The following is a 21638-nucleotide window of genomic DNA, read 5'->3' on the forward strand; positions in this document are numbered from 1 at the left end:
TCGACAGCCTAGGGCTGCCGACTCGGGCCTGAACACTTCAGCTAATAGAATCAGTTAATCCCTCCTCCCGCCGAAGATGCGGAGCAGGAAAAGGAAGAGGTTGATAAAGTCAAGGTACAGCGACAGGGCGCCTAGGAGCGCCACGCGCTTGGTGCGCTCCTCATCCTGCGAGGAGGCCAGCAGCATGTGCTTGATCTTCTGCGTGTCGTAGGCCGTCAGCCCGACGAAGATGACCACCCCAGCATAAGAGGTGACGTAGCCCAGCCAGCTAGCGCCGACGAAGATATTGACCACCGAGGCGATGATGATCCCGATGAGGGCCATCGTGAGTAGGCTCCCGAGCTTCGTCAGGTCGCGCTTGGTCGTGTAGCCGACCAGCGCCATAGCGGCGAAGGTACCGGCGGTGATGAGGAAGGTCGTCGTCAGCGAACCCAGCTCATAGACGAGGAAGATGGGACTAAGCGTCAGGCCGTTCAGAGCAGCGTAGACGGCGAAGCAGGCCGTAGCTACGGGCATGCTCATCTTCTCGATGCGCGCGGAGAGGAAGTAGACCAGCACCAGCTCTAGGATGACGAAGCCCCAGAAGGTAAGTGCAATGGTATTGACGAAGCCCGTATCGGCAGCGAGGAGGCCTGCGAAGGCCGTGATCGCCAGCCCGAGGGTCATCCAGAGGAAGGTGCGCTGCAGCGAGCGCTGCACGACGGCTGTATCGAGTACGGCGTAGTCTGCCTCGGCAGACTGCCCGTAGGGATAGGAATTGCTATTCATTGAGTAGTTGTGGGTAGAGCTTAGTCTAGAAGCGATAGGTCAGCGACAGGAGCAGCTCCTGCTGGCGCAGGGACTCCTGAGCAGCCTTGAGGCCAAGGAGGTTCTCGGGCTGCACCTTGCCACTCTGCACATCGGGGTCACGACGGTTGAGCACAGGGCCGTAGTCGCGGACGAAGGGGAAGGCGAAGACCTGATTCGTGCGCTGCTGTGAGACAAAGGCCAGATCCAGCGAGAGGTCGGGCGTGATGCGGTAGCCTGCCCCCAGCGAGAAGGAGTTCAGCGCGCCAGGCAGCGTGTAGTGTACCTGCGTCCCTGGGACGAAGACCTCACCCTGAGCATAGCCCTCAGAGACGACGCCCGACTTGACGGGGCTGCTGCTGTAGCGATAGCCCGCACGCAGCGCCAGGCGCTGCGTAGCCATCAGCTCAGCACCGAGGCGCAGGGTATGTACGCCCGTGTAGTGCGCGGCGATACGCTCATTGTCCGCATCGTAGCGGCTGCCCGTATCCCACATATCGGAGCGTCCCGTCTCCCCGAGGCGCATGCTCCCGTAGAAGGCACACTCGTAGTCGGCGCTGAGGATAGCGCGATGCCCAATGATGTAGGCAGCGCTCGCCCCGAGGCGCCAAGGCGTGTGCAGGCGGAAGGCCGTGGCCGCGGTCGCAGGGCCTACGAGCGGCGTCTGATTGCGGTCATCCTTGCGCGGCGTCACCGTGGGGCTCGCGTCGATATTGGTGTACATGAAGCTCGGCGTATAGAGCGAGGCCCCTATGCGTAGCCCATCGAGGGGCTCATAGAGCAGCCCCAGCCCCACACGGAAGCCACCAGAGGAGATGCTCACGCGGTTCTGCAGCCCGAGGTAGTCGCCCCCCTCGAAGTCCTCACGATAGATGGAGGAGAGGTTGTAGCTCATGTCCGTGTAGGTGAAGCTCGCCCCGAAGCGCAGCGTCTCAGTGGCACGCAGCGCTACCGCTAGATCATAGTCCGTGATCGCGCCCGTCTCACGCAGCGACAGGTAGGCTGCGGAGGGACGCATGATGCGCCCCGAGCCATCGAGGTAATTATTGGAGTAGAGCCCCCCGCGGCCGTTGGGCGACTTGATCCACCCAGCCTGCGCCCCGAAGATGCTGAGCCAGGGGTAGCCATTAGAGAAGGCATTGCGCGAAGCTAGCGTAGCATCGGGGATCAGCTGCCCGTTCTGGTCATACTGGAGGTTATTGACCCCTGCAGCGGCATAGTCGGCTAGGGAGTTATCGAAGCTGCTCGTCCCCTCGGAGCGGCGATAGTTCGCTGCGATGCCCGAGGCAGAGGCACTGAAGCTGCGGTCGAAGCGGCCGGCATTGCGCGCCGCCAGGACGACGGAGAAGTTGCTGCCGCCCTTGGCTCCCATCTGATAGTAGAGCTCCTTGAAGCGGAAGGCCGAGTTCTCCATCTTGCTCTCACCGCCCCCGTACCAGCTGCCCTTATTGACCGACCAGTCGTAGCCGTAGGTGAGGCTGAGGCGGTTGGCCCCAGAGAAGAGGGAGATACCCGCTGGGTTGCGGGCGATGGAGGCAGGGTCAGAGCCGATAGCACCCATGGCGCCCGAGAGGGCGGCATAGCGTGCCGAGCCCTGAGGCTCGTAGGTGTGGGTGAGCTGCAGCGCCGTCGTCTCGCTCTGCGCCGCGAGCGTCAGGGGGCAAAGCATCAGTGCCAGCCCGGTGAGGATCTTATACTGAGTCATCTTAGTCTAGTTCTTAGGAATATCTGAGGCACGGCTGCCTAGCGACGACGTGCGGGTCCGCTGTAGTCGCTACCGCTACCGCCCGTACCGCGCTGCTCGCTGCTGCTGCTCGAGCTTGAGCTCGAGGTGCTGCTGCGGTAGCCTCCCGAGCTGGAGGAGCTACCCTGGCTACGATAGGGCTCGTAGCTCTCGTGACGGCGAGGCTCGTAGGGGACATTGCGGTCGTAGCTACGTGCAGGATAGCTCTGCTGATAGCTGCCACGATCGTAGCCCTGAGCCTCGTAGCTGCGGCTCGTGGAGTAGCCGCTGCGCTCGGTGCTGCGAGGCTGCCATACGCCATCACGTACCTCACCGTCGCGCACCGCCGTATAGGCACTGTAGGCGCTACGTGAGGCGCGCGACTGGCTGAGGGCTCCATTGGAGAAGACCCCAGGGGCATACTTATTATTGTAGTAGTGGTCGCTGTAGGCACGATAGGCACGTCCCTCGGCATAGCCCCAGCTGTAGGGACTGCCCCAGTAGCCATCATAGTAGCCGCCCCAGTAATTGCCGTAGTAGCCGCCATAGTAGCCATTCCAGTAGCTACCCCAACCAGGATAGCCCCAGGACGAATAGCCCCAGTAGGGTGAGCCCCAATAGGGATCATAGCCGCCATACCAGCCTCCCCAGCGGGGATAGCTCCAGGAGGAGTAGCCCCAGCTCCAGGAGGGCATGTACCAGCTAGAGCCCCAGCTCCAGTCCCAGTCCCAGCGGCTCCCCCAGTAGGGACGTGAGCCTACCGAGACATAGACGTCTGGGCCCGCGACGCGGTAGTCGAGGTCGCCCCAGGGATCGGTGTCGATGTAGACGCGGCGCGCGCCATCGATGATGGTCGAGCCATCACCGTAGAAGCGCTGCAGACGTGAGGAGTAGGGTCCCCACACGCGTACATCCTTATCCTTGCGCTGATCGGCGAGCAGCCGAGCCAGCTCGGCGCGCGTCAGCTGGATGGTATCCTCGGGCAGGGCTAGGTGCCCATTGTAGGCATCGAGCTCCTGATCGGCCTTCTTGCGCTTGTAGCTAGCGACGAGCTCGGCCTGCTTCTTCTCCCAGGCCTCGCGCTCGGCGCGGTAGATGGCCTCACGGCGTGCGGCCTCCCTACGCTGCTCCTCATCGATCTTCTTGATATCCCTACGGCTATAATAGGAGTCATCGAGGTAGCGCGTGTCATTCTGTGCCTGGAGCCCGAAGAGGCTCACCAGGCTTACTCCCAGCAGGAGTAGGGACTTCCTTGCATTCATGTCAGTAGTCGCCTTTAGAGTGAAACATCATCAGTGTGCCCCTCGGATACGCGCCGTCGGGGCAGGAGGGCATAGCCTCTCCTATCGTCTTAACGCTCTGAGCCCTAGGGCTAGTATAGTCTGAGACTCAGAGCCCTGCGTGCAGCGCCTGCAGTGAGGAGTATCGACCTCCCGAGCGCGGTGCCCGCAGCGAGCTAGGGCTAGTTCGGCAGCCCTGAGATCTGGCTAAGCTCCTCCACCTCTTCCTCCTCGCGCTCGTACTCCTTGATGAGCTCGGGCAGCTTGCGGTGGAAGAAGGCGATCGTCGCCGCCAGGGCATCATTGAGCCGCAGCGCTAGGGGCGCCACAGGTGTCCCCGGCAGGAGGAAGCTCTCGACCGAGAAGACCACATCGCCCTCCTCATCGACATAGGCCTTGCTGACCTTCTGATCGAAGTCGGTCGCCGCACAGGCCTTGTAGATGAAGGCCTCGTGCACGTCCTCGTAGACGCTGCGCTCGAAGGTCGCCCGCAGCAGGAGGAACTCGGGGTCCTCGGTACGGTAGTAGAAACAGAAGTAGGTGCCTTCGTTCTTATATACGATACGTATATCATTGTCTTGAGTAGGACGATAGCCCTCTGCAGCCAGTGCCTCCAGGATCTCCGGGAGTACCTTCTCTGGCTCCAGCTCTAGGGGCTTATCAGCTGCCGCTCGTGACTTCTTCAGTAGTGCCATACACATCTGTTCGTTTTAGGGCCATAAGTTGGCCCATCTAGGACAAAGATACATAAAAGGGGATAGAGTCGAAGCAATGCGCCAGCCCGCATCCCCTAAGAACGGGCAACTTGACCCGCCGCACGGTCGACCACAAGGGGCGACTTCGCCCTCCCCTGCTCGGGCACTCGTGAGGGATACCCTTCAGCGGGCTGAGGGACGTCCATCAGCGCCGTGAGGGATAGCAGTGGACGCGCTGAGGGATAGCAGTGGGCAAGGTGCAGGCTAGGAGCAAGCTCCCTCAGAGAAGTATCGGAGGCTCCCACTCCCCTACAGCAGCGGCTGTACAAAAAGTATGCCAAGGGCTAGAAAAGAAGCGCCGCGAGCCTCCGCCCCCCGATCGGGAGGTAGAGGCTCGCGGCGCTTCTTTTCTAGCTAGGGACTGAGCCCGTGGGGCTAGTCCTCGGGGACGTAGTAGACCTGGCCGTCCTCCATCTCATAGGCGACGCCGACCTTGCGCCCACGGCTGCCCTGCTTGGTATCCTGGGCATCCTTGCTGGGGGTGTAGCGCTCGATCTTGCCGCCCTTCTTCGTGATGATCTCCATGTTGTCCTTCCCTGGGTTCTTGACCACAGAGAAGTCCTCCTCAGTGAAGACCTCCGTCATATTCATATTCATCACCATGGCCACCATCAGCGAGACGGCGAAGACCATAGCGACGTCGAAGAGGTTGACCACGACCGTCAGCGGGTCGGTATCCTCGCCCTGCATCAGCTTGCTCGGGCGGCGGGGCTTGCGTGCCATACTTACTTCTTGGCTTGGGCCTCCAGGAGGAGGGAGGAGACATACTCGAGGATGCTGACGTCACGCGTGTACCAGCGCTGCTTGTACTGCAGGGTGATGAGGCCGACGAGGCTGATCACCAGCCCCACAACTGTGGTGGCAAAGACGACCTGCATATTATAGGCCATAGCCGCGATATCACCCGAGGAGAGCCCCACCAGCGCGGGACTCATCGCGATGAGCGTCCCGACGAGTCCGAGCACAGGGCCGATCTTCGTCAGCAGCTTAGAGAGGGTGAGGTCCTTCTCCGCTACGTGCTCGTAGCTGCTGAGCTGGTAGTTGACATAGTCCTCCGTCAGCCCTTCCCGCTGCAGCAGGTCATCGAGGTGCTCCACGAAGGCCGAGCGGCGCGTCTTCGGTAGACGAGCCTGCAGCTCGGCGAGCGTCTCGGGCGTCAGGCTGCGCACATCACCGATGAGGCGCGTCGTGTGACGGCGCTGCATGAAGGCATTGTAGAAGCTGCCCACCAGCATCAGCGAGCGCAGGAAGAGGAGAATGAGGAAGAGGATGTCTGGGATGAGCAGACTGTTGGCGATGAGGAAAAGGAGCTTGGAGATCTGATCCATGAGGGATTTATGCTTTGTGTCTAAGGGATTGCTTGATGCGAGGGATGAGGTAGCCGAGGCCGAAGCAGAGGACGGCGATCCCCGCACTGAGTGCGAGGCCACGCCAAGCGATGGGGCTGGAGGGCGCCGTGCGCACCGTCTCGTCCACCGAGGCAATGATGCCGAGGATGAAGGTGAAGAGCTGCACGAGGAAGAAGACCTCCAGGCGCAGCTCCTCCTCGGGCACGAGCCACCTCAGCGCGTGCCCCAGGCCGTAGACCGCCAGCGCGCTCGCCACCGCCAGCAGGAAGGCCAGCAGGCTGAAGCTGACACCCGGCAGGGCGAAGAGCAGTGTACTCTGTAGATAGAAAAGGACGGGAAAGAGCAGGAGCCCAGGATAGGCTGCCAGCGCTAGGGCTAGGAGCTGCCTCCGCCGCGAGCTGGGACGCTCCAGGCGGGAGAAGCTATAGCCAACGAAGAGGGCCACCTCTAGGGAGATGAAGATCGCCGCGTACTCCCGCAGCGAGCGATCAGCGATGTAGGCGGCCAGTCCGGTCTTCGTCTGCTCGATCGCATAGGGCGAGGAGAGGTAGACGAAGCCCCCGAGGAGGAGCGCATAGACCAGCGCGTAGCCTCGTGAGGAGAAGGAGAGGCGTAGTGCTGTAGCCAGCACCACGAAGAGCATGAGGATCTGTACGAGCAGTTCCATAGTGCGGCGGGGCTTAGGCGGCGTCTTGGTCGCGACGACGGCGGTAACGCACGAGCACCAGGAGACCGACGAAGAGGACAGCTACCCCAGCGACGACATAGAGCCCGCTGAAGCTCCTGGACTCGGAGGCAGCGTACTGGTCGCGGACGGTCTCCTTCTTCATCACCATGCCGCTCTTAGAGTCGGGGCCCGTAGCTGTGCCCGACTCGTCGAGCTGCTGCATGCTCTTGTCGAAGGCCTTGGCAGCCTCGGTGTCGACGTGCTGGGCGATGAAGCTACGCAGCTTGCGGTTATCCGCCGTCATGCTCCCCCCCGAGGGGCCGTACTTGGCCACCAGCTCCGTATGGTGCTTCGCCAGCGTCGCCACCTGCTCGGGGCTCGCCTGCCACATGCCCTTGCGGATGGTCTCGAGCATCACAGCAGTGAGGTCCTCGAGCGCGGCGGGGCTCTTCTCCTCGAAGCTCCGCGCCACACCGAGCTGATGGACATCCCGCACGTACATATCGTAGAGCTGGTCCCAGAGCTCCTTATCGATGACCTCAGGCTTCATGACATTCCAGCCGTAGGTGTTGGTGACGACCTCGGCGATGTTGGCCACGCTATTGGCGCCGCCCGCTAGAGCCTCCTTGACGTAGGCGGGATTGAGGACGGTGCTACGGCTCTCGACGCCTATGGCCTCCTTGAGGTCCTGCATGTGCATGTTGGCATGGTTGCGGTAGTCCGCCAGGTAGGTATCGGGGTCCTTACCCGTGACCTGACGTACGGAGAGCGTCAGCCCACCCATGAACTCGTAGACGTGGTCAAGGCTGAGGGCACCCCAGGTATTATTCTGTCGCGGCTGGACGACGACGTCGGTATTGCGCAGCGCGGCACGGAAGAGCGGCTTGACGAAGCGTCCCCAGTCCTCCTTCTTGCCCGTATAGGCCGCCCCCATATTATTAAGGTAGACCTCGGCGATCTCGCGCTCGCTGTCCCACTTGTCCCCTGCCGTGACCATCTCCTGAATGCCCGTGCCGTACATACCGTTGATGCCGCCGAAGATGCGGACATTGGCCAGCTCGCGGGCCTCCTTGGGCGAGAGTCCCTGCTCGACGAGCTCCTTCTCTGTGGCCACAGAGCCCTCGGCGACATAGTTCGGCTGCTCCTCCTTGCCCTGCGCTGCGACGAGCTCAATGGCCTTGGTGATGAGCGCCAGACGTGAGGCCGCCAGGTCGCGGAACTGACCCGAGGTCTGGACGACGACGTCGATGCGAGGACGGCCCAGCTCGCTGGCGGGGATCAGGCGGATGTCCTCCACGGAGCCGAACTGGCTACGCACGGGCTCCACCCCGAGCATGTAGAGCACCTGGGCGATGGTCACGCCCTCGGTCTCGACGAACTCGCTGCTCCAGAAGGTATAGCTGACCTTGGTGGGATACTTACCATGCTGCTCGCGGTAGGCCTTGAGCGTCTGTTGTGCCAGCTGGACGCCGCGGCTCCAGGCACGCTGCGAGGGCGTGCTCTCGGCACGGACAGAGTAGAGATTGCGCCCTGTGGGGACGGTCTGCGGATTGGCCACGACGTCTCCCCCGGGGCTGGGGGCGGTGAAGCCACCCGCTAGCGCATTGACCAGCGCGTCCAGCTCGAGGCGGGGGCTGGCGATGATCGCCTGATGGTAGCGGGGGACGGACTCAATGGCCTTCACCAACTCCATGATCACCTCGGCACGCTCACGCTGCTCCTTGCTCACGCTGGCAGCAGGCGTACTGTGTACAGGCATCTGGTGCATCACCTTCGCCGTGCCCTGAGGTTGCTTGGACGAAGGCGCGGCCGTAGCGGCGTGCTGGGGAGAAGTAGCGGAAGGCTTGGGGGGCGTTGTTGTGCTAGTCTTGGACTGAGCAGCCGGAGTGCTCGCGGTGGGGGCTGCGGACTGCTTGCCAGCCTGAGTGCGGGAGGCCATCATGCGGGCTCGCATCGCCTCGGTGTCCTGCGGCTTGGTGAGGCGGCGTGCCTCGGCGATCTCGGCGGGGCTGAGCTCAGCGAAGCGTGTGACCTGTGCCTCATCCACACGGCCAGCACCGAAGATCTGCCGCACCAGCTGCTGAGCGGGCTGGAGGTAGCGCTGGCCGAAGCGGCGCTTGTCGCTCGTGTTGTCCAGCGGCTTAGCCGCCCGCAGGCGGTCCAGCCTTGCCTTGGCATAGGCAATCGGGTCGGAGCACATAGCGATGACGGTCGACTGCAGCTTGGCTGGCGTGTAGCTGACACCCGTGGTGTAGAGCTGCCCCGTGATCTTCTCCGAGGCGATCTCCTCGGCGAAGTTATCGATACGCTCGATGTCCTTAGACGCGTAGGGACGAGTAAGGACGGAGTCCAGACGTAGGTCGCGGTGTACGCCGAGGTCTACGGCGAGGCGCTTGACGAGGAGCGACTGCTGCTCCTTGGCCGCGGGCTCCTTGAGCTCGTAGTACTTCTCGATGGCCTGCTGCAGCTCGGTGAAGATATGACGTGTGCGGCTCTCGTCGAAGGGCGGCGTGATGTAGGAGACGACGCTCGCGTAGGAGCGGCGCTTGGCCATCATGCTCTCCCCGACGTTCCCTATAGTATAGTAGTAGAAGTGCGGCAGCGGGGCGACGAGCGCCTCCCCCCAGTCGCTGGCGGAGAGGGCGACCTGCTTGCGTGGGGTGAACTCGAGGCTGCCGTGCGTGCCGAAGTGCATCAGGGCATCTGCGTCGAAGGCGTGGCGCGCCCAGAGGTAGGAGGCCACATAGGGGTAAGGGGGCGGAGCGCCTGCGCCGTGGATGATGGCGAAGCTATCCTCGCCGAGGCCCGCCATGGGCTGAGGGAGGAGGATGACCTTACCGTACTGAATGCGCGTGACCGCCAGCTCGGTATCCCCCGAGCGCTGCTGCGTCATGTAGCTGCCGGGGGTAGGGCCGTACTTCTCCTTGAGCTCGGCTAGCTGCTGGGCGCTGAGGTCGGCCTGCATCCACTGATCCAGCTCGGCGCGCTTGACCCAAGCGGGGTGTCCGTGCTGGAGGTAGTCGGCCATCATGCCGCCCGAGACGTCCTGGATGACGGGGCCCTCACGCATCAGCTGCTGGGCGAAGGCCTCCTGGGTCTCGGGAAGCCCCGTGAGGTCGTAGCCTACCGACTGCAGGTGACGCAGGAAGCGATAGAGCGAGGGGACGACCTCCAGCCCCTGTGCGGCGAGGGTCTCCTGTCCAGGGCCCTTGAAGTAATAGATCGCTAGGCGCTTCTCGCTATTAGGCTTCTGCTGGAGCGTGAGGAACTTATGCACCAGCGTGGTGAAGCGGGCGAGGCGCTCGGGGATCGCCCGCAGCATCACCAGCCCCTCCTCATCGCGCTCCTCGGTGGAGAGCACGTAGGGGTAGACGGCGCCGTCGAGCTCGGGCATGCCTATCGTCTGAGAGAGGAAGCTGCCCATCATCCCCTGGGGATCGGACTCCCACTCCTGGCGCCCTGCCATGAGGGTGAGCGGAGCGAGCACGGGGATGTTGCGCTCCTTGAGATAAGCCACGACCTCATCCCCGCCCGTCATCGAGATACGACCGTGGGGGAAGTGGACGAGGAGATCGGGGGAGACCTCCTTGAGGAAGCGCAGGCGCTGGCTGAAGCTCGTCACGGGATAGACGTTGAGCCCCGAGCGCGTCAGGCTCATGATGATGCTGTCGAGGTTCTGCTTGTTGCCGCCGAAGGGGTCATTGAGCCCGCCGACGAGCATGACCTTCTTGGCCCCGGGGTGGTAGTAGCCCTGCTGCTTGAGGTAGGCCTCGTAGTCGCTGAGCTTAGCGAAGGCCACGGACTCATCTACGTGGTAGTAGACATCGGTGGCGCTGGGAGCTACGCTGTCGGGCTCGGGGGCGAACCAGCGCTTGGCATCCACGTAGCGGCGGATGTAGCGGGCCAGTGAGCGGTAGTTGGCCTTATTGCCACTGCCGAAGTACTCGCTGATGCGCTTGCCCTCCTTGCTGCCGAGGGTGTTGATATTGTTCTCGTCGGTGGTGGCGAAGAGGACGAGATGCTTGGCCCCGTGCTTCCCCTGCTCGGCGATCTTAGCCCGGTCCTCTGCTGTCCACTTCAGCCCCATGCCGAAGGTCAGGACGCAGTCGTAGTCCTCCAGCTTATCCAGCTCCGTCTGCTCGAGCTCGTCATAGCTGATGTGCCTGCTGTCATTGGAGCGGATGATACCCGAGGACATATAGCCTGGGAAGTTGACCAGAGCGATGCGCGTCGGGGCACCGTAGTGTCCCCATAGAAGGTAGCCCCCTATCCCGACGAGGAGGCAGGCTAGGAGGAGGGCGATCAGTCCGCGACGGCGGAGTAGATCCCTGAGCTTGGTAGCACTCATACGTATCTATTAAGGTAGTTCATTGTCCCTACAGTGAGGAGGCGGAGCGGCGCCCCGAGCCCCCTACCTATAGCCGTACAGAGCTAGGACTATAGGCTGCTGCAAAAGTACGCCAGTCCGCCACGCGACGGAATACCTATATGTGGGGATATTCGTCCAAGGCCCTCCCTTATAAATAGGTAGGGCCTCCTCCCAAGCCCGCCCCCAGCACAATCCTACCCCTATCCTACCCGAGCCGCGCCCAGCTCGCGGGCGCTGGCTCGAGGGGGCTGGGCGCTCAGCTGGGGCTAGGCAGTGACCAAGGCGCAGAGCGCGCTACCTGAGTGCTACCCTAGACAGCTGTAGCTACCCAAGCCAAGCAATAGCCGTGCCAAAGGAGGCGGGGTGGCGAGCGCGCATGAGGGGCAGCCCCACGGGGAGGCTATACCTATATATGAGGTAAGCGCGGCTACCCAAGCCGCGCAATAGCTGCAGTGGAGGAGGCGGGGCAGAGGAGGCGGGACGTGCAAGAGAGAGAGTATGTGTGTGGGGGGAGAGGGGCAGCACCACGGGGAGGCTATACATATATATAAGGAGTAGCGCCAGCAATCCCCCTCAAAAAGGAGCGCGCCACCGATCCCCTGGAAAGGGCGAAGCCCCCTACCCTACCCGGGCAAGAGGCTTCTACGGATTGTACTAACTAATTAAGATCAATATGCTCTAGGATCTTATGCGGCTAGGGGTTGTCCTGGCAGAGCTTGTTCCCCTTGAGTTCTTGGTAGGGGATGACGAACTGCCAGCGGTTGTCGTCCGCCGTGGTCGGGATCTCCTTGGCGAGGTTGCCCGTATTGCGGTTCAGCCCCACAGTGTAGGCGTTCTTACCTCCACCGAGGCCCTGATAGTTGAGCAGGATGGTGAAGTTGGAGGCCTTGCTGCGGTCGAAGGCCTTCGCCAGACGCTTGAGGTCGAGGAAGCGGACGCCCTCCATGTAGAGGTCGATACGCTTGTGGGCGAAGATCTTGTCGATCAGCGCATCCCCCGACTCGGTAGGTAGGGTGAAGGCGGCATCACGCGTACTGACGATGTCGAGGAGCGTCTGGCGTGCAGCGGCCTCCTTGCCCTGACGCGCCTCAGCCTCGGCCTTGATGTAGTACATCTCAGCCACACGCATCATCACCAGGTCCATGAAGGTAGAGCCCTGAGCCTTGGAGCGGAACTTGATGCACTGCCCCGTGATCTCCCACTGAGGCACATCACCGTTCATCGCGAAGTAGACGCTGTAGGCATCCTTGGGCACCTCGTCGCCCCGGTCGAGGCAGACCCACCACTTGCGGCGTACGTCGCCCGAGCCGAGCTGATCGTAGATGTCACGGTTGATGGCGTAGCGCAGGGACTTGTTGTGTCCAGCGACATTATAGGAGTAGGCTACGGAGAAGCTCCCCCAGCCTAAATCCTGAGTATCGCTCTGGTGATAGCCCCACATCCACTCGGGTGCCTTGTAGTTGTTGAAGCCGTCGATGAGCTCCTCTCCCTTCGCCAGGCGGGAGTTGGACTGCTGGATCGCCTGCGTAGCGTAGTCCTCCGCTGCAGCCCAGTCCTCTTTGCACAGGGCTACACGCGCTGCAATACCGCAGACGGTGGAGTAGCGCAGGTGGTTGCGGTCGGTGGCCTGCTCCAGCCCCTTGAGCACGTCGAGGGACTCCTTGAGGTCCTCCTCGATCTGCTTGTAGGTCTCAGCGACCGTGGAGCGCGCCATCGGCTCGAACTGCTTGGACTGATCCTTATCCGTCCTGAGGATGACCCCGAGGTCGGTGGCAGCGGTAGCCGCACGGTAGCGCTTGGCAAAGAGCTGCACCAGCTGGTGGTAGGCGTAGGCGCGGATGGCCAGGGCCTCGCCATAGGCGTAGCGTGTGGCCACGTGCTTACGCTCCTCCTCGGGCAGGATGGTGCGGTAGCCCGCGATCGCCTTATTGGCGTGCAGGATCAGCGTGTAGTAGCCGTCCCAAGCCTTGTAGGTGAGGCTCTTGTCATTGTCGGTACGATCGCGGTGATCCTGCCAGCGGTAGGTCGCCATGTGGTAGGCGGGCTTGGTATTGATACCATCGTCCCCCAGCATATCCAGCTGTACATTCATCGAGGGGAAGCCGTAGGAGAAGACCTGCTCGAAGTTGTAGTTGTACATCATGTTATGCAGCCCGTTGACGAGCCCCACGATGCCAGGCTCGGTAGCCTCGGCATCCTTATTACTGAGGTTCGCGGTCGGCGTGACGTTGAGGAAGTCCTTCTTGCAGGAGGCCAGCGAGAGGAGCCCGAGGCCGCCTAGGAGTATATACTTCGTGAGTTTCATTGTCGTAGCGATGAGGAGTTAGAAACTTACCTTGAGCGACGTAGAGAAGGTGCGTGGCTGGGCGTAGCCTGCTACAGAGATCACCCCAGAGTAGCTCTGCATCGGGTTCATCCCTCGGCGTGCCGAGAGGACGAAGAGGTTCTCGGCCATGACGCCTATGGCGGCACCCTTGAGCCCGAGCTTCTTGACGATCTTGTCCTCGATGTTGTAGTTCAGCGCGATGTTCTTCAGCGCCAGAGCGGAGCTAGAGATGAGGAAGCGGTCGGACTGCAGCGTGGAGTAGTCCTTCCCCGAGGCCGTGAGGGCGGGGACATCAGTGACGTCACCAGGGTTCTTCCACGCCTTCAGGAGATCGGCGTGCTTGGCACGTCCTCCATTGAGGCTGCGGGACATCAGATCAGCGTAGACCTTGTCGTAGGTCTTACCCCCGAGCTGATAGGCGAAGTTGATGCCGAGGGAGAGACGGCGCCAGGTCAGGTTCGTAGAGAAGCCCCCTGTGACGTCGGGGATCGAGCTGCCGCAGAAGTGACGGCGGGCGAAGTTCCCATCCTTGGTATAGGTAGCCTTGTCCGTATCGTTGAGCCCCTTCTGATCAGGGTAGCGCTCCTTGTCGAGGCGGAACATTGGGCGGCCATCGGCAGGGTCTACCCCGAGGTACTCGTTGAGGTAGAAGTCGTAGATGCTCCCCCCCTCGACATACTTGGTGTACTTGAGCTCGATCCCGTCCTTGCGGTTGGCATCAGGCAGACGGACGATACGATTGGTCAGGAAGGTAGCATTAGCCCCGAGACTCCACTCGAAGTCCTTGGTGCGGAGCAGGGTGCCGTGCAGCTCGAGCTCCAGCCCATAGTTGCGCACCTTACCGATATTGCGATCCTGCGAGCCCATCCCTGAGGAGGCGGGCAGTGAGTAGGCGAAGAGCAGATTGCGCGACTCCTTGTTGAAGAACTCGATCGTCCCCTTGAGGCGACTGCGCAGGAGGACGAACTCCAGGGCGATATCGGTATTCATCTGCGACTCCCAGACGAGGCTAGGATTCCCCAGTACTGCCATACGTAGGCCAGGCTGCTGGTCGTTCTCGTTGGACATACTGTAGAGCGTCTGATAGGGGTAGTAGACCGAGTGGCCCTCCGAGTCGAGGAGGCCGTCATTCCCCGTCCCCCCGATGGAGGCACGTAGCTTCAGCTCATTGATCCAGTCGTAGCGCTGGAGGAAGGATTCCTTGGAGAGGATCCAGCCCGCACCCAGTGACCAGAAGTTCCCCCAGCGGGCATCGGGAGCGAAGCGTGAGGAGCCATCGCGGCGGAAGGAGCCAGAGAAGTTGTAGCGCTGGTCGTAGGTGTAGTTGAGACGAGCGAAGTAGCCCTCCTTGCGGTAGCGTGTGAGGTCAGAGGTGAGGCCAGAGACCTTGGTATAGTTGGACAGCTGGTCGATGACGAGGAACTTCAGTCCCTTCTTCGCCCCATGGAGGTAGTCGTAGTCGTAGCTGTAGCTCTCATGCCCGAGCAGCGCGCTGAGGCTGTGCTTGCCGTAGTCCTTGTCCCAGGAGAGGAGCTGGTTGAAGGTCATCGTCGTCAGGCGTATCTGGTCGTAGTTGAGCAGCCCCCTATTGGACGACTGGTCACCCATGATGTGGTTATAGCGGTGGATGGCCTTCTCGTTATTGACGTCGTAGGAGAGGTTGAGCTGCAGCTTGAGCCCATCCATAGGCTTGATGTCGACGGTGGTACGGGTGGTGACGACATCCTTGCGCGTCGTACGGAGGTCACGCTGTGCGGTCTCGAGGGCGTTGAACCTTCCTAGGTACGGACGATCCTCGCTGTGGTCCCACTGCGGGCGGCCGTTCTCATCGAGGATCAGCTCGCCCGTATGCCGATCACGCAGGTGCATGGGGTAGATGGGGGCGATGCCGTTGACGAAGGAGGGCATATTGGAGGAGTAGGCCCCCAGCGTCCCGGGAGCATCCTGCTCGCTACGGGTGAAGGAGAGGCTCCCCCCGAGGGTGAGGTAGCGGCGCAGGTCGTAGCTGAGGTTGACACGCCCCGAGTAGCGGCGGAAGTTGGTATTCTTCAGGAAGCCCGTCTCATCGAGGTAGCCGAGCGAGAGGAAGGAGCGCATCTTCTCGGTATTGAGCCCCCCGCTGACGCTGTACTCCTGGCGGTGTCCGTGGCCGAAGAGGGCATTATCCCAGTCGAGGTCATCGCCCCACTTGAGGCCCGTGATCTCGGGGTTCATCGTCCCGTCGGGGAGCATGACAGCGGGTATAGAGCCTTTCTTGGGGTCGTAGGTAGTCCCCAGCTGGTATTCCCCAGAGGCGTCAGGCGTGTAGTAGCGCTTGATCCCTGCGTAGGGGTTGTACTTGAGGTCATTGTAGACATCGATGGCAGCCTGCTGCTTAATCGACGTATCCCAGTCGGCATCGCTCATGCCTGCAGGCTTGCGGTAGTTGAGGCGGTAGTCATTGTACCACTGCTGCCAGTGCACCTTGTAGTAGTCCATGGCGCCGATACGGTCGTAGCTGGGGATCCCGCGCTGGGTGAAGCCCTGGCTCATCGAGAAGCTGAAGCTGGGCTCGCCCTTGCTCGCGCCGCTCGCGCCGCGGCGCGTGGTGACGAGGATGACCCCATTCCCTGCGCTCGAGCCGTAGAGGGCGGTAGAGGCAGCGTCCTTGAGGATAGCTACGTTGAGGATATCGGAGGCAGGGAAGTCGGAGAGGCTACCATTATAGATAGCACCGTCGACGACATAGAGCGGAGCAGAGGAGGCATTGATCGAGCCGAAGCCGCGGATGCGGATATCCGCTCCCGAGCCAGGCTGCCCCGAGGACGAGACGACCTGCAGCCCTGGGGCAACCCCCGCCAGCGTCGTGGTGATGTTGGCCACGGGGCGGGACTCCAGCTGCTTGGCCCCGAGCGAGGCCTGTGCCCCGACCAGGCTCTGACGCTTCTGCGTCCCGTAGGCGACGATGACGACGTCGTCCGTGACGCGCTCCTCGGCCTTCAGGATGACCTTCAGCGGCTTACCCGTGAGGGGCACCTTCTGCGTGAGGTAGCCAATACTGCTGATCGTCAGCGTCTTGGCTTGCTCGGGCAGCTTGAGGGTAAAGCGCCCTTGGATATCGGTGAGCACCCCTGTGGAGGGGAATTCAGCACATACGACACTGGCCGCGATGATGGGCTCCTTGTCGTTGGAGGCGATGACCACCCCTGTGACGGTGATCTGCTTCTTCTGCGCCCAGCTGGCTCCTGTGAAGAGGAGCAAGGCCAGGAGAGTGAGTAAACTTCTTCTCATAAGACGCGTGTATTTGAAGTGATCGATAGTGTTTCCTTGTCCTAGTGGGCATCCTGATATGCCGCTAGCGAACTCTTGTGTTGATCCGTCTCGTGTCGTGCTGCGCCGTCCCTCTCTCGTGTGGTATCTTCCTATCCGTGCTACGGCGTCTCGGTAGCCTAGTCTTTCCTTTGTTCGTAGCAAAAGTACACACTCCTCCCATAGAATGCAAGCTCTATTTAAGCAAATATATTAGAAAGACATACATAATTATTTACCGAAGCCGCTACGGGAGCAAAATGTGACAATACGCTACACTCAGCGCCGCTTCCCCACCCGTCAGGACCGCGCTGAGGAGGACAAATAACTTTTATCCGAGCCTAGGGAAAGGCGTCTTTTTGCCAAATTCTCCCCGAAATCAGCCACCCTGGAGCCGCTCCTCCCCCACCCTAAGCAAAAAGACAGCCCCCCCGAGGGCAGCGCAGTGGATGCCAAGGGGGGCTGTCTCTAGGGATAGCAGTCAGCGCTCTGAGGAACGTCAGTCAGCGCCGTGAGGGATAGCAGTCGGGAGGCTGAGGGGTATGGGTCAGCTGCCTGAGTGATCGGGCTCAGGGAGGTAAGCGGGCAAGCGGGGCAAGGGGAGCGGACTGGAGCAAGGGCGGCCCGCCCCCAGCAAGCGCCTGATGGCTAGCGTCCCCAGCTGCTGCGGTCGAGCTTGCGGTAGCTGATGGCCTCGCTGATGTGCTCCTTGCCTATGGTCTCCTCACCCGCGAGGTCGGCGATGGTGCGCGCCACCTTGAGGATGCGGTCGTAGGCGCGGGCCGAGAGGTCGAGGCGCTCCATAGCGACACGCAGCCGCTCCAGCCCCTCGGCATCGGGACGCGCCAGGCGCTGCGTCAGCGCCGCCGTCATCTGAGCGTTGCAGTGCACCCCAGGGCAATCTGCGAAGCGCTGGGTCTGCAGCTCGCGCGCCCGCAGCACCCGCTCTCGGATGGCGGCACTCGCCTCCCCGGGCTCCGTGGCGGAGAGCTTCTCGAAGGGTACGGGAGCTATCTCCACCTGCAGGTCTATGCGGTCCAGCAGCGGGCCTGAGACCTTGCCCAGATAGTGCTGCACCTGCTGCGGCGTGCACTCGCAGTGCCGTGTGGGGTGATTGTAGTAGCCGCAGGGGCAGGGATTCATCGCCGCCACGAGCATGAAGCCCGCGGGGTAGTCCACCGAGTAGCGCGCTCGTGCCACCGTCACCTGCCGCTCCTCCAGCGGCTGGCGCATGACCTCCAGCACGCTGCGGCTGAACTCGGGCAGCTCGTCCAGGAAGAGCACCCCATTATGCGCCAGGCTGATCTCGCCCGGCTGCGGGCTGGCACCGCCCCCCACCAGCGCCACGGGCGAGATGGAGTGATGCGGCGCGCGGAAGGGGCGCGTCGTCATCAGCGTCACATCACGCCCTAGCTTCCCCGAGACGGAGTAGATCTTCGTCGTCTCGAGGGACTCGCCGAGGGTGAAGGGCGGCAGGATGCTCGGTAGGCGCTTGGCCATCATCGACTTGCCGCTCCCTGGGGCACCTATCATCAGGATGTTGTGCCCCCCAGCGGCGGCGACCTCGAGGGCGCGCTTGACCCGCTCCTGCCCCCGCACCTCGGCGAAGTCCAGCGTCAGCTCCTCTCGTGCCTCGTAGAAGGTACGACGCGTATCGACCTCTACCTCGGGGAGCTCCGCCTGCCCCGTGAGCATATCGATGACAGAGCGGAGCGTGGGGGCGCCATAGACCTTGAGCTGATTGACCACCGCGGCCTCGCGCGCATTATCCTCGGGGAGGATGAAGCCCTCGAAGTGCTCTGCACGCGCCTGTATGGCTATGGGCAGCGCCCCGCGGATCGGGCGGAGCGATCCGTCCAGCGACAGTTCGCCCATGATCATGTAGCGCTCGAGGGCCTCCGCGGGGATCTGCCCATCGGCAGCGAGGATGCCGAGGGCTAGCGGCAGATCATAGGCCGAGCCCTCCTTCCGGAGGTCGGCAGGGCTCATGTTGATCACGAGGCGCTTGCCGGGGAACTTGTAGCCGCTGGACTCGATAGCGGAGATGATGCGGTCTTGACTCTCCTTGATGGCGGCATCGGGAAGCCCGACGAGCTGAAAGTAGCAGCCGGGCGTACAGTTGACTTCGATCGTCACCGTCCGCGCCTGGATACTCTGCAGGGCGGCGGCAAAGGTGCGTACGAGCATGGTATATATAAGGTATAGGCGGAGCGGCACCACCTGGGCGCTGCCCCTAGAGCTAGGGAGGAAAAAAGCTAAGGTCAAGTGCCCGAGGGCTACTTGACCTTACCTAGTGTGTCGATGTGGAAGAGGCGGGTGGCGGCGGTCCCCGTCAAGCCGTAGCTGCGGCGTAGCTCAGTGACCAGCCCCAGGCTGTCGCAGAAGGCGATGCCCTCGAGGCTATCGCGGCGCAGCTGCTGGCGTGCCTCGCGTGCGGAGGGCGTAGGCAGGAGGAAGACGAAGCCGAGGCTATCAGGGCGCGCAGCAGCACGCAGACGACGCTGCTCGGTAGCCGTGAGGATCACCCCGCCCTCGGGCGAGGCGAAGACCAGCACCAGCGGATGGCGCGCATAGAGCTCGGAGAGGCTACGCTCGCGCCCCTCGATGTCGCGCCCTGAGAAAGGCAGCGCCGCCGTGGGGCTGAGCTGGACACCCGCTAGAGGCGGCTCCTGCTCCTGCCAGCGCCCTCCACGCAGCTCGTAGTAGCGCAGGCGCTGTCCACCCGCATGGCTGATGAGCACGGCGTGGTAGCGGCTGGTGTCGGGGCTGAGGCTAAGCGCCGCGTCGTAGTGCAGGAGGCTATCCGTGTACTGCGGCTGGCCGATGTAGGTCACGAGCGCCAGCGTATCGCTTGACCCCTGCCGCTCGAGCTTGGTCTCGAGCTCGGGGAGGGAGGAGGAGCGGCAGGCACTAGCGAGGACGAGCAAAGCGAGGGCGCCGAGGCTGCGGCTAAGGAGCTTCTTCATCGGAGTACAACTTGTCATTAGGGACGCACATAGTCTTCGCTGAGGGAGAAGGTCGAGACGGGGAGCCCCGTACGGCCTACGAGATTGGCATCGGTATAGGGGCGCCAGGCGTAGCGTACCGTGAGGCAGCCGCCCTGCAGCTGCGTGGGGACGGTCAGCCGCAGCTCAGCCCCCTGCACTCGAGCCTCGACGGGATAGACGAGCCCATCCTCCGTGAGGAGCTCGAAGCCTCGTATCGGCTGTCCGTCCGAGGTCCTCAGAGCGCTCGTATGGACGAAGCTCAGGAAGAGCTCACCGCCCTGACGCGTGATGCGCGCCACCTCGGGGCTGCGCGCCTCGAGGCTGCGGTAGCCGTAGTCATTATAGAGAGCCAGCAGCGCCAGGCGATGCCCTAGCGGCTGCTTCTGTCGTGGATGGACATCCTTAGGGTCGCCATGGTCGCTGGAGACGATCATCTCAAGGCCCTCGGAGGGGCGCTGCATGCGGCGCTGGCTGTCGCGGAAGTGCGGCCAGGAGGGGCGGTTGATGGAGCTGAGCTGCACGTAGTAGAAGGGCAGGGGCGCACCGAAGTAGCTGCGCCAGCTCTTGACCAGCAGGGGAAAGAGACGCTCGTGCACCTCGATGTTGTGGGCGTTCGACTCGCCCTGATACCAGAGGACGCCGCGCAGCGCATAGTGCTCCAGCGGACGGATGCCCGTATCGAAGAGGTAGTGCGGCGCATAGGGGTGACGCGTCAGCGGGCTATCCTTCAGCTTGACATTCTCCGAGGCACGCTGCCGCACCCAGGGCATGATGAAGTCATTGCTCCGCCAGCGACGCAGCAGCCCAGGGAGCTCCTCCTCGAGGCTCGCGCGGTCGATCCACGCCTCCGTGGGCGCCCCTCCGACGGCGTTGACGATGATGCCGACGGGGACCCTGAGGCTGTCGCGTAGCTCGCGGGCAAAGTGGTAGGCCACGGCCGAGAGGGAGGCAGCCGTCTCAGGTGTCGTGCGCTGCCAGCGGGCAGGCAGGTAGTACTCCAGGCGGTTCAGCGAGTCAAGGAAGCTCACGGGCCAGCTCACGGGGTCGGTAGCGTGCGCGGGCTTCATATCATAGATACGTAGGAGGCTGTCGGAGGCCGAGGCAGCCTGCTGGCGCGTGTCGGTCTCGCGGAGCATCATCGCCATATTGGACTGCCCCGAGCAGAGCCACACCTCGCCGAAGTATACATCGCGTAGGGCGAGGGCCTTGGTCTTGGTCGCAATATCCAGTCTGTAGGGCCCGCCTGCAGCATGGGGCGGCAGCTGGAGCGTCCAGCGGCCATCGTCAGTGGCGCGGGTGGTGAAGCGCTGCCCCTTGAGGCTCACGCGCACCTCTTCGCCGGCATTAGCACGGCCACGCAGCGTGAGGGGACGATCGCGCTGCAGTACCATCCCATCGGTATAGACAGCGGGCAGCTGCAGGCCGCCGTAGTCGCCCGTGATGGCGCCGTAGACCGTCTGCGCTAGGATCACCGCTCCCGCAGGGTCGGGATGGATAGCGTCGGGGAGGTAATGGGGATAGGGATAGAGGGGCTCGTGCAGGTCGATAAGCTGGACGCCCGCCCCGCGTGCCACCTGGTCGATGGCGTGCTGAATCTGGGTCTGCCAGTCCCGCGTGCCCGACTCAAAGCGTGGGTGCTCCGCCCCTATGGGCGTGGTGCGGGCGATGAGGATGCGCACCTTGGGATTGATCGTGCGCAGGGTGTCGATGAGGTGGCGGTAGTTGGGGACGAACTCGTCACGGTAGTTGGGCCAGTTGCGCGGGTCGGTATCGTTGACCCCGAGGTGGATGACGGCGATGTCGGCCTTATAGGCCAGCGCCTGCCGATACTCCTCCTGCTGGACGTAGGGACGGTGGCCGCGCTCCAGCAGCGTCGCCCCAGACTTACCGAAGTTGCCCACCTCGTAGCGCTCTCCCAGCATGCGCTGCAGGAGCGCGGGGTAGGCTTGCTGCTCTCTATCAGGCAATAGGTAGCCGTAGGTGATGCTATTACCTATACAGGCTACGCGTAGGGGCTTACCTTTGTGCCTGGCGGCCTGCCCCGTGAGGGAGAGCCCCGAGAGGGCGAGCACGAGGAGAAGGGGACGTAGTGCTTGCTTCATATTCTA

General features: G+C 62.7%; 13 protein-coding genes. All 13 read right to left on the bottom strand.

Going from position 1 to position 21638, the window contains the following annotated elements:
- Positions 1-54: 54 nt before the first annotated feature.
- Positions 55-768, bottom strand: a complete 714-nt coding sequence (locus J4862_RS05560) for a Bax inhibitor-1/YccA family protein (RefSeq protein ID WP_211788138.1) — start codon at positions 766-768, stop codon at positions 55-57.
- A 25-nt stretch (positions 769-793) separates the two neighbouring features.
- Complete coding sequence (locus tag J4862_RS05565) at positions 794-2491, bottom strand: OmpP1/FadL family transporter (RefSeq protein ID WP_211788139.1); 1698 nt, start codon at positions 2489-2491, stop codon at positions 794-796.
- A 38-nt stretch (positions 2492-2529) separates the two neighbouring features.
- Positions 2530-3771 carry a hypothetical protein gene (locus tag J4862_RS05570; RefSeq protein WP_211788140.1) on the bottom strand — a complete coding sequence of 414 codons (1242 nt, stop codon included), beginning with the start codon at positions 3769-3771 and terminating at the stop codon, positions 2530-2532.
- 200 nt (positions 3772-3971) lie between these two features.
- Positions 3972-4484: a hypothetical protein gene (locus J4862_RS05575; RefSeq protein WP_211788141.1), complete on the bottom strand. Its 513-nt coding sequence runs from the start codon at positions 4482-4484 to the stop codon at positions 3972-3974.
- Positions 4485-4919: 435 nt separating this feature from the next.
- On the bottom strand, positions 4920-5267 hold the full coding sequence (locus tag J4862_RS05580) for a DUF2149 domain-containing protein (RefSeq protein ID WP_211788142.1): 348 nt from the start codon (positions 5265-5267) through the stop codon (positions 4920-4922).
- Between the two features lie 2 nt (positions 5268-5269).
- Complete coding sequence (locus J4862_RS05585; RefSeq protein WP_211788143.1) at positions 5270-5872, bottom strand: MotA/TolQ/ExbB proton channel family protein; 603 nt, start codon at positions 5870-5872, stop codon at positions 5270-5272.
- Positions 5873-5879: 7 nt separating this feature from the next.
- The gene (locus J4862_RS05590) at positions 5880-6560 is read right to left on the bottom strand and encodes a hypothetical protein (RefSeq protein ID WP_211788144.1); all 681 of its coding nucleotides are present in this window, start codon (positions 6558-6560) and stop codon (positions 5880-5882) included.
- 13 nt (positions 6561-6573) lie between these two features.
- Positions 6574-10908, bottom strand: a complete 4335-nt coding sequence (locus J4862_RS05595; RefSeq protein ID WP_211788145.1) for a cobaltochelatase subunit CobN — start codon at positions 10906-10908, stop codon at positions 6574-6576.
- Positions 10909-11623: 715 nt separating this feature from the next.
- Complete coding sequence (locus tag J4862_RS05600; RefSeq protein ID WP_211788146.1) at positions 11624-13234, bottom strand: RagB/SusD family nutrient uptake outer membrane protein; 1611 nt, start codon at positions 13232-13234, stop codon at positions 11624-11626.
- A gap of 18 nt (positions 13235-13252) precedes the next feature.
- Positions 13253-16525, bottom strand: a complete 3273-nt coding sequence (locus tag J4862_RS05605; RefSeq protein WP_211788147.1) for a SusC/RagA family TonB-linked outer membrane protein — start codon at positions 16523-16525, stop codon at positions 13253-13255.
- A gap of 666 nt (positions 16526-17191) precedes the next feature.
- A complete protein-coding gene (locus tag J4862_RS05610) occupies positions 17192-18730 on the bottom strand; it encodes a YifB family Mg chelatase-like AAA ATPase (RefSeq protein WP_211788148.1) in 1539 nt (512 codons plus the stop codon).
- Positions 18731-18819: 89 nt separating this feature from the next.
- Positions 18820-19527 (bottom strand): hypothetical protein, encoded by a 708-nt coding sequence (locus J4862_RS05615; protein ID WP_211788149.1) that lies wholly within the window; start codon positions 19525-19527, stop codon positions 18820-18822.
- Positions 19527-21632, bottom strand: a complete 2106-nt coding sequence (locus tag J4862_RS05620) for a GDSL-type esterase/lipase family protein (RefSeq protein ID WP_211788150.1) — start codon at positions 21630-21632, stop codon at positions 19527-19529. The genes J4862_RS05615 and J4862_RS05620 overlap by 1 nt, the downstream gene beginning before the upstream one ends.
- Positions 21633-21638: the final 6 nt, after the last annotated feature.

The sequence above is a fragment of the Porphyromonas sp. oral taxon 275 genome (assembly GCF_018127745.1).
Classification (GTDB): Bacteria; Bacteroidota; Bacteroidia; order Bacteroidales; family Porphyromonadaceae; genus Porphyromonas.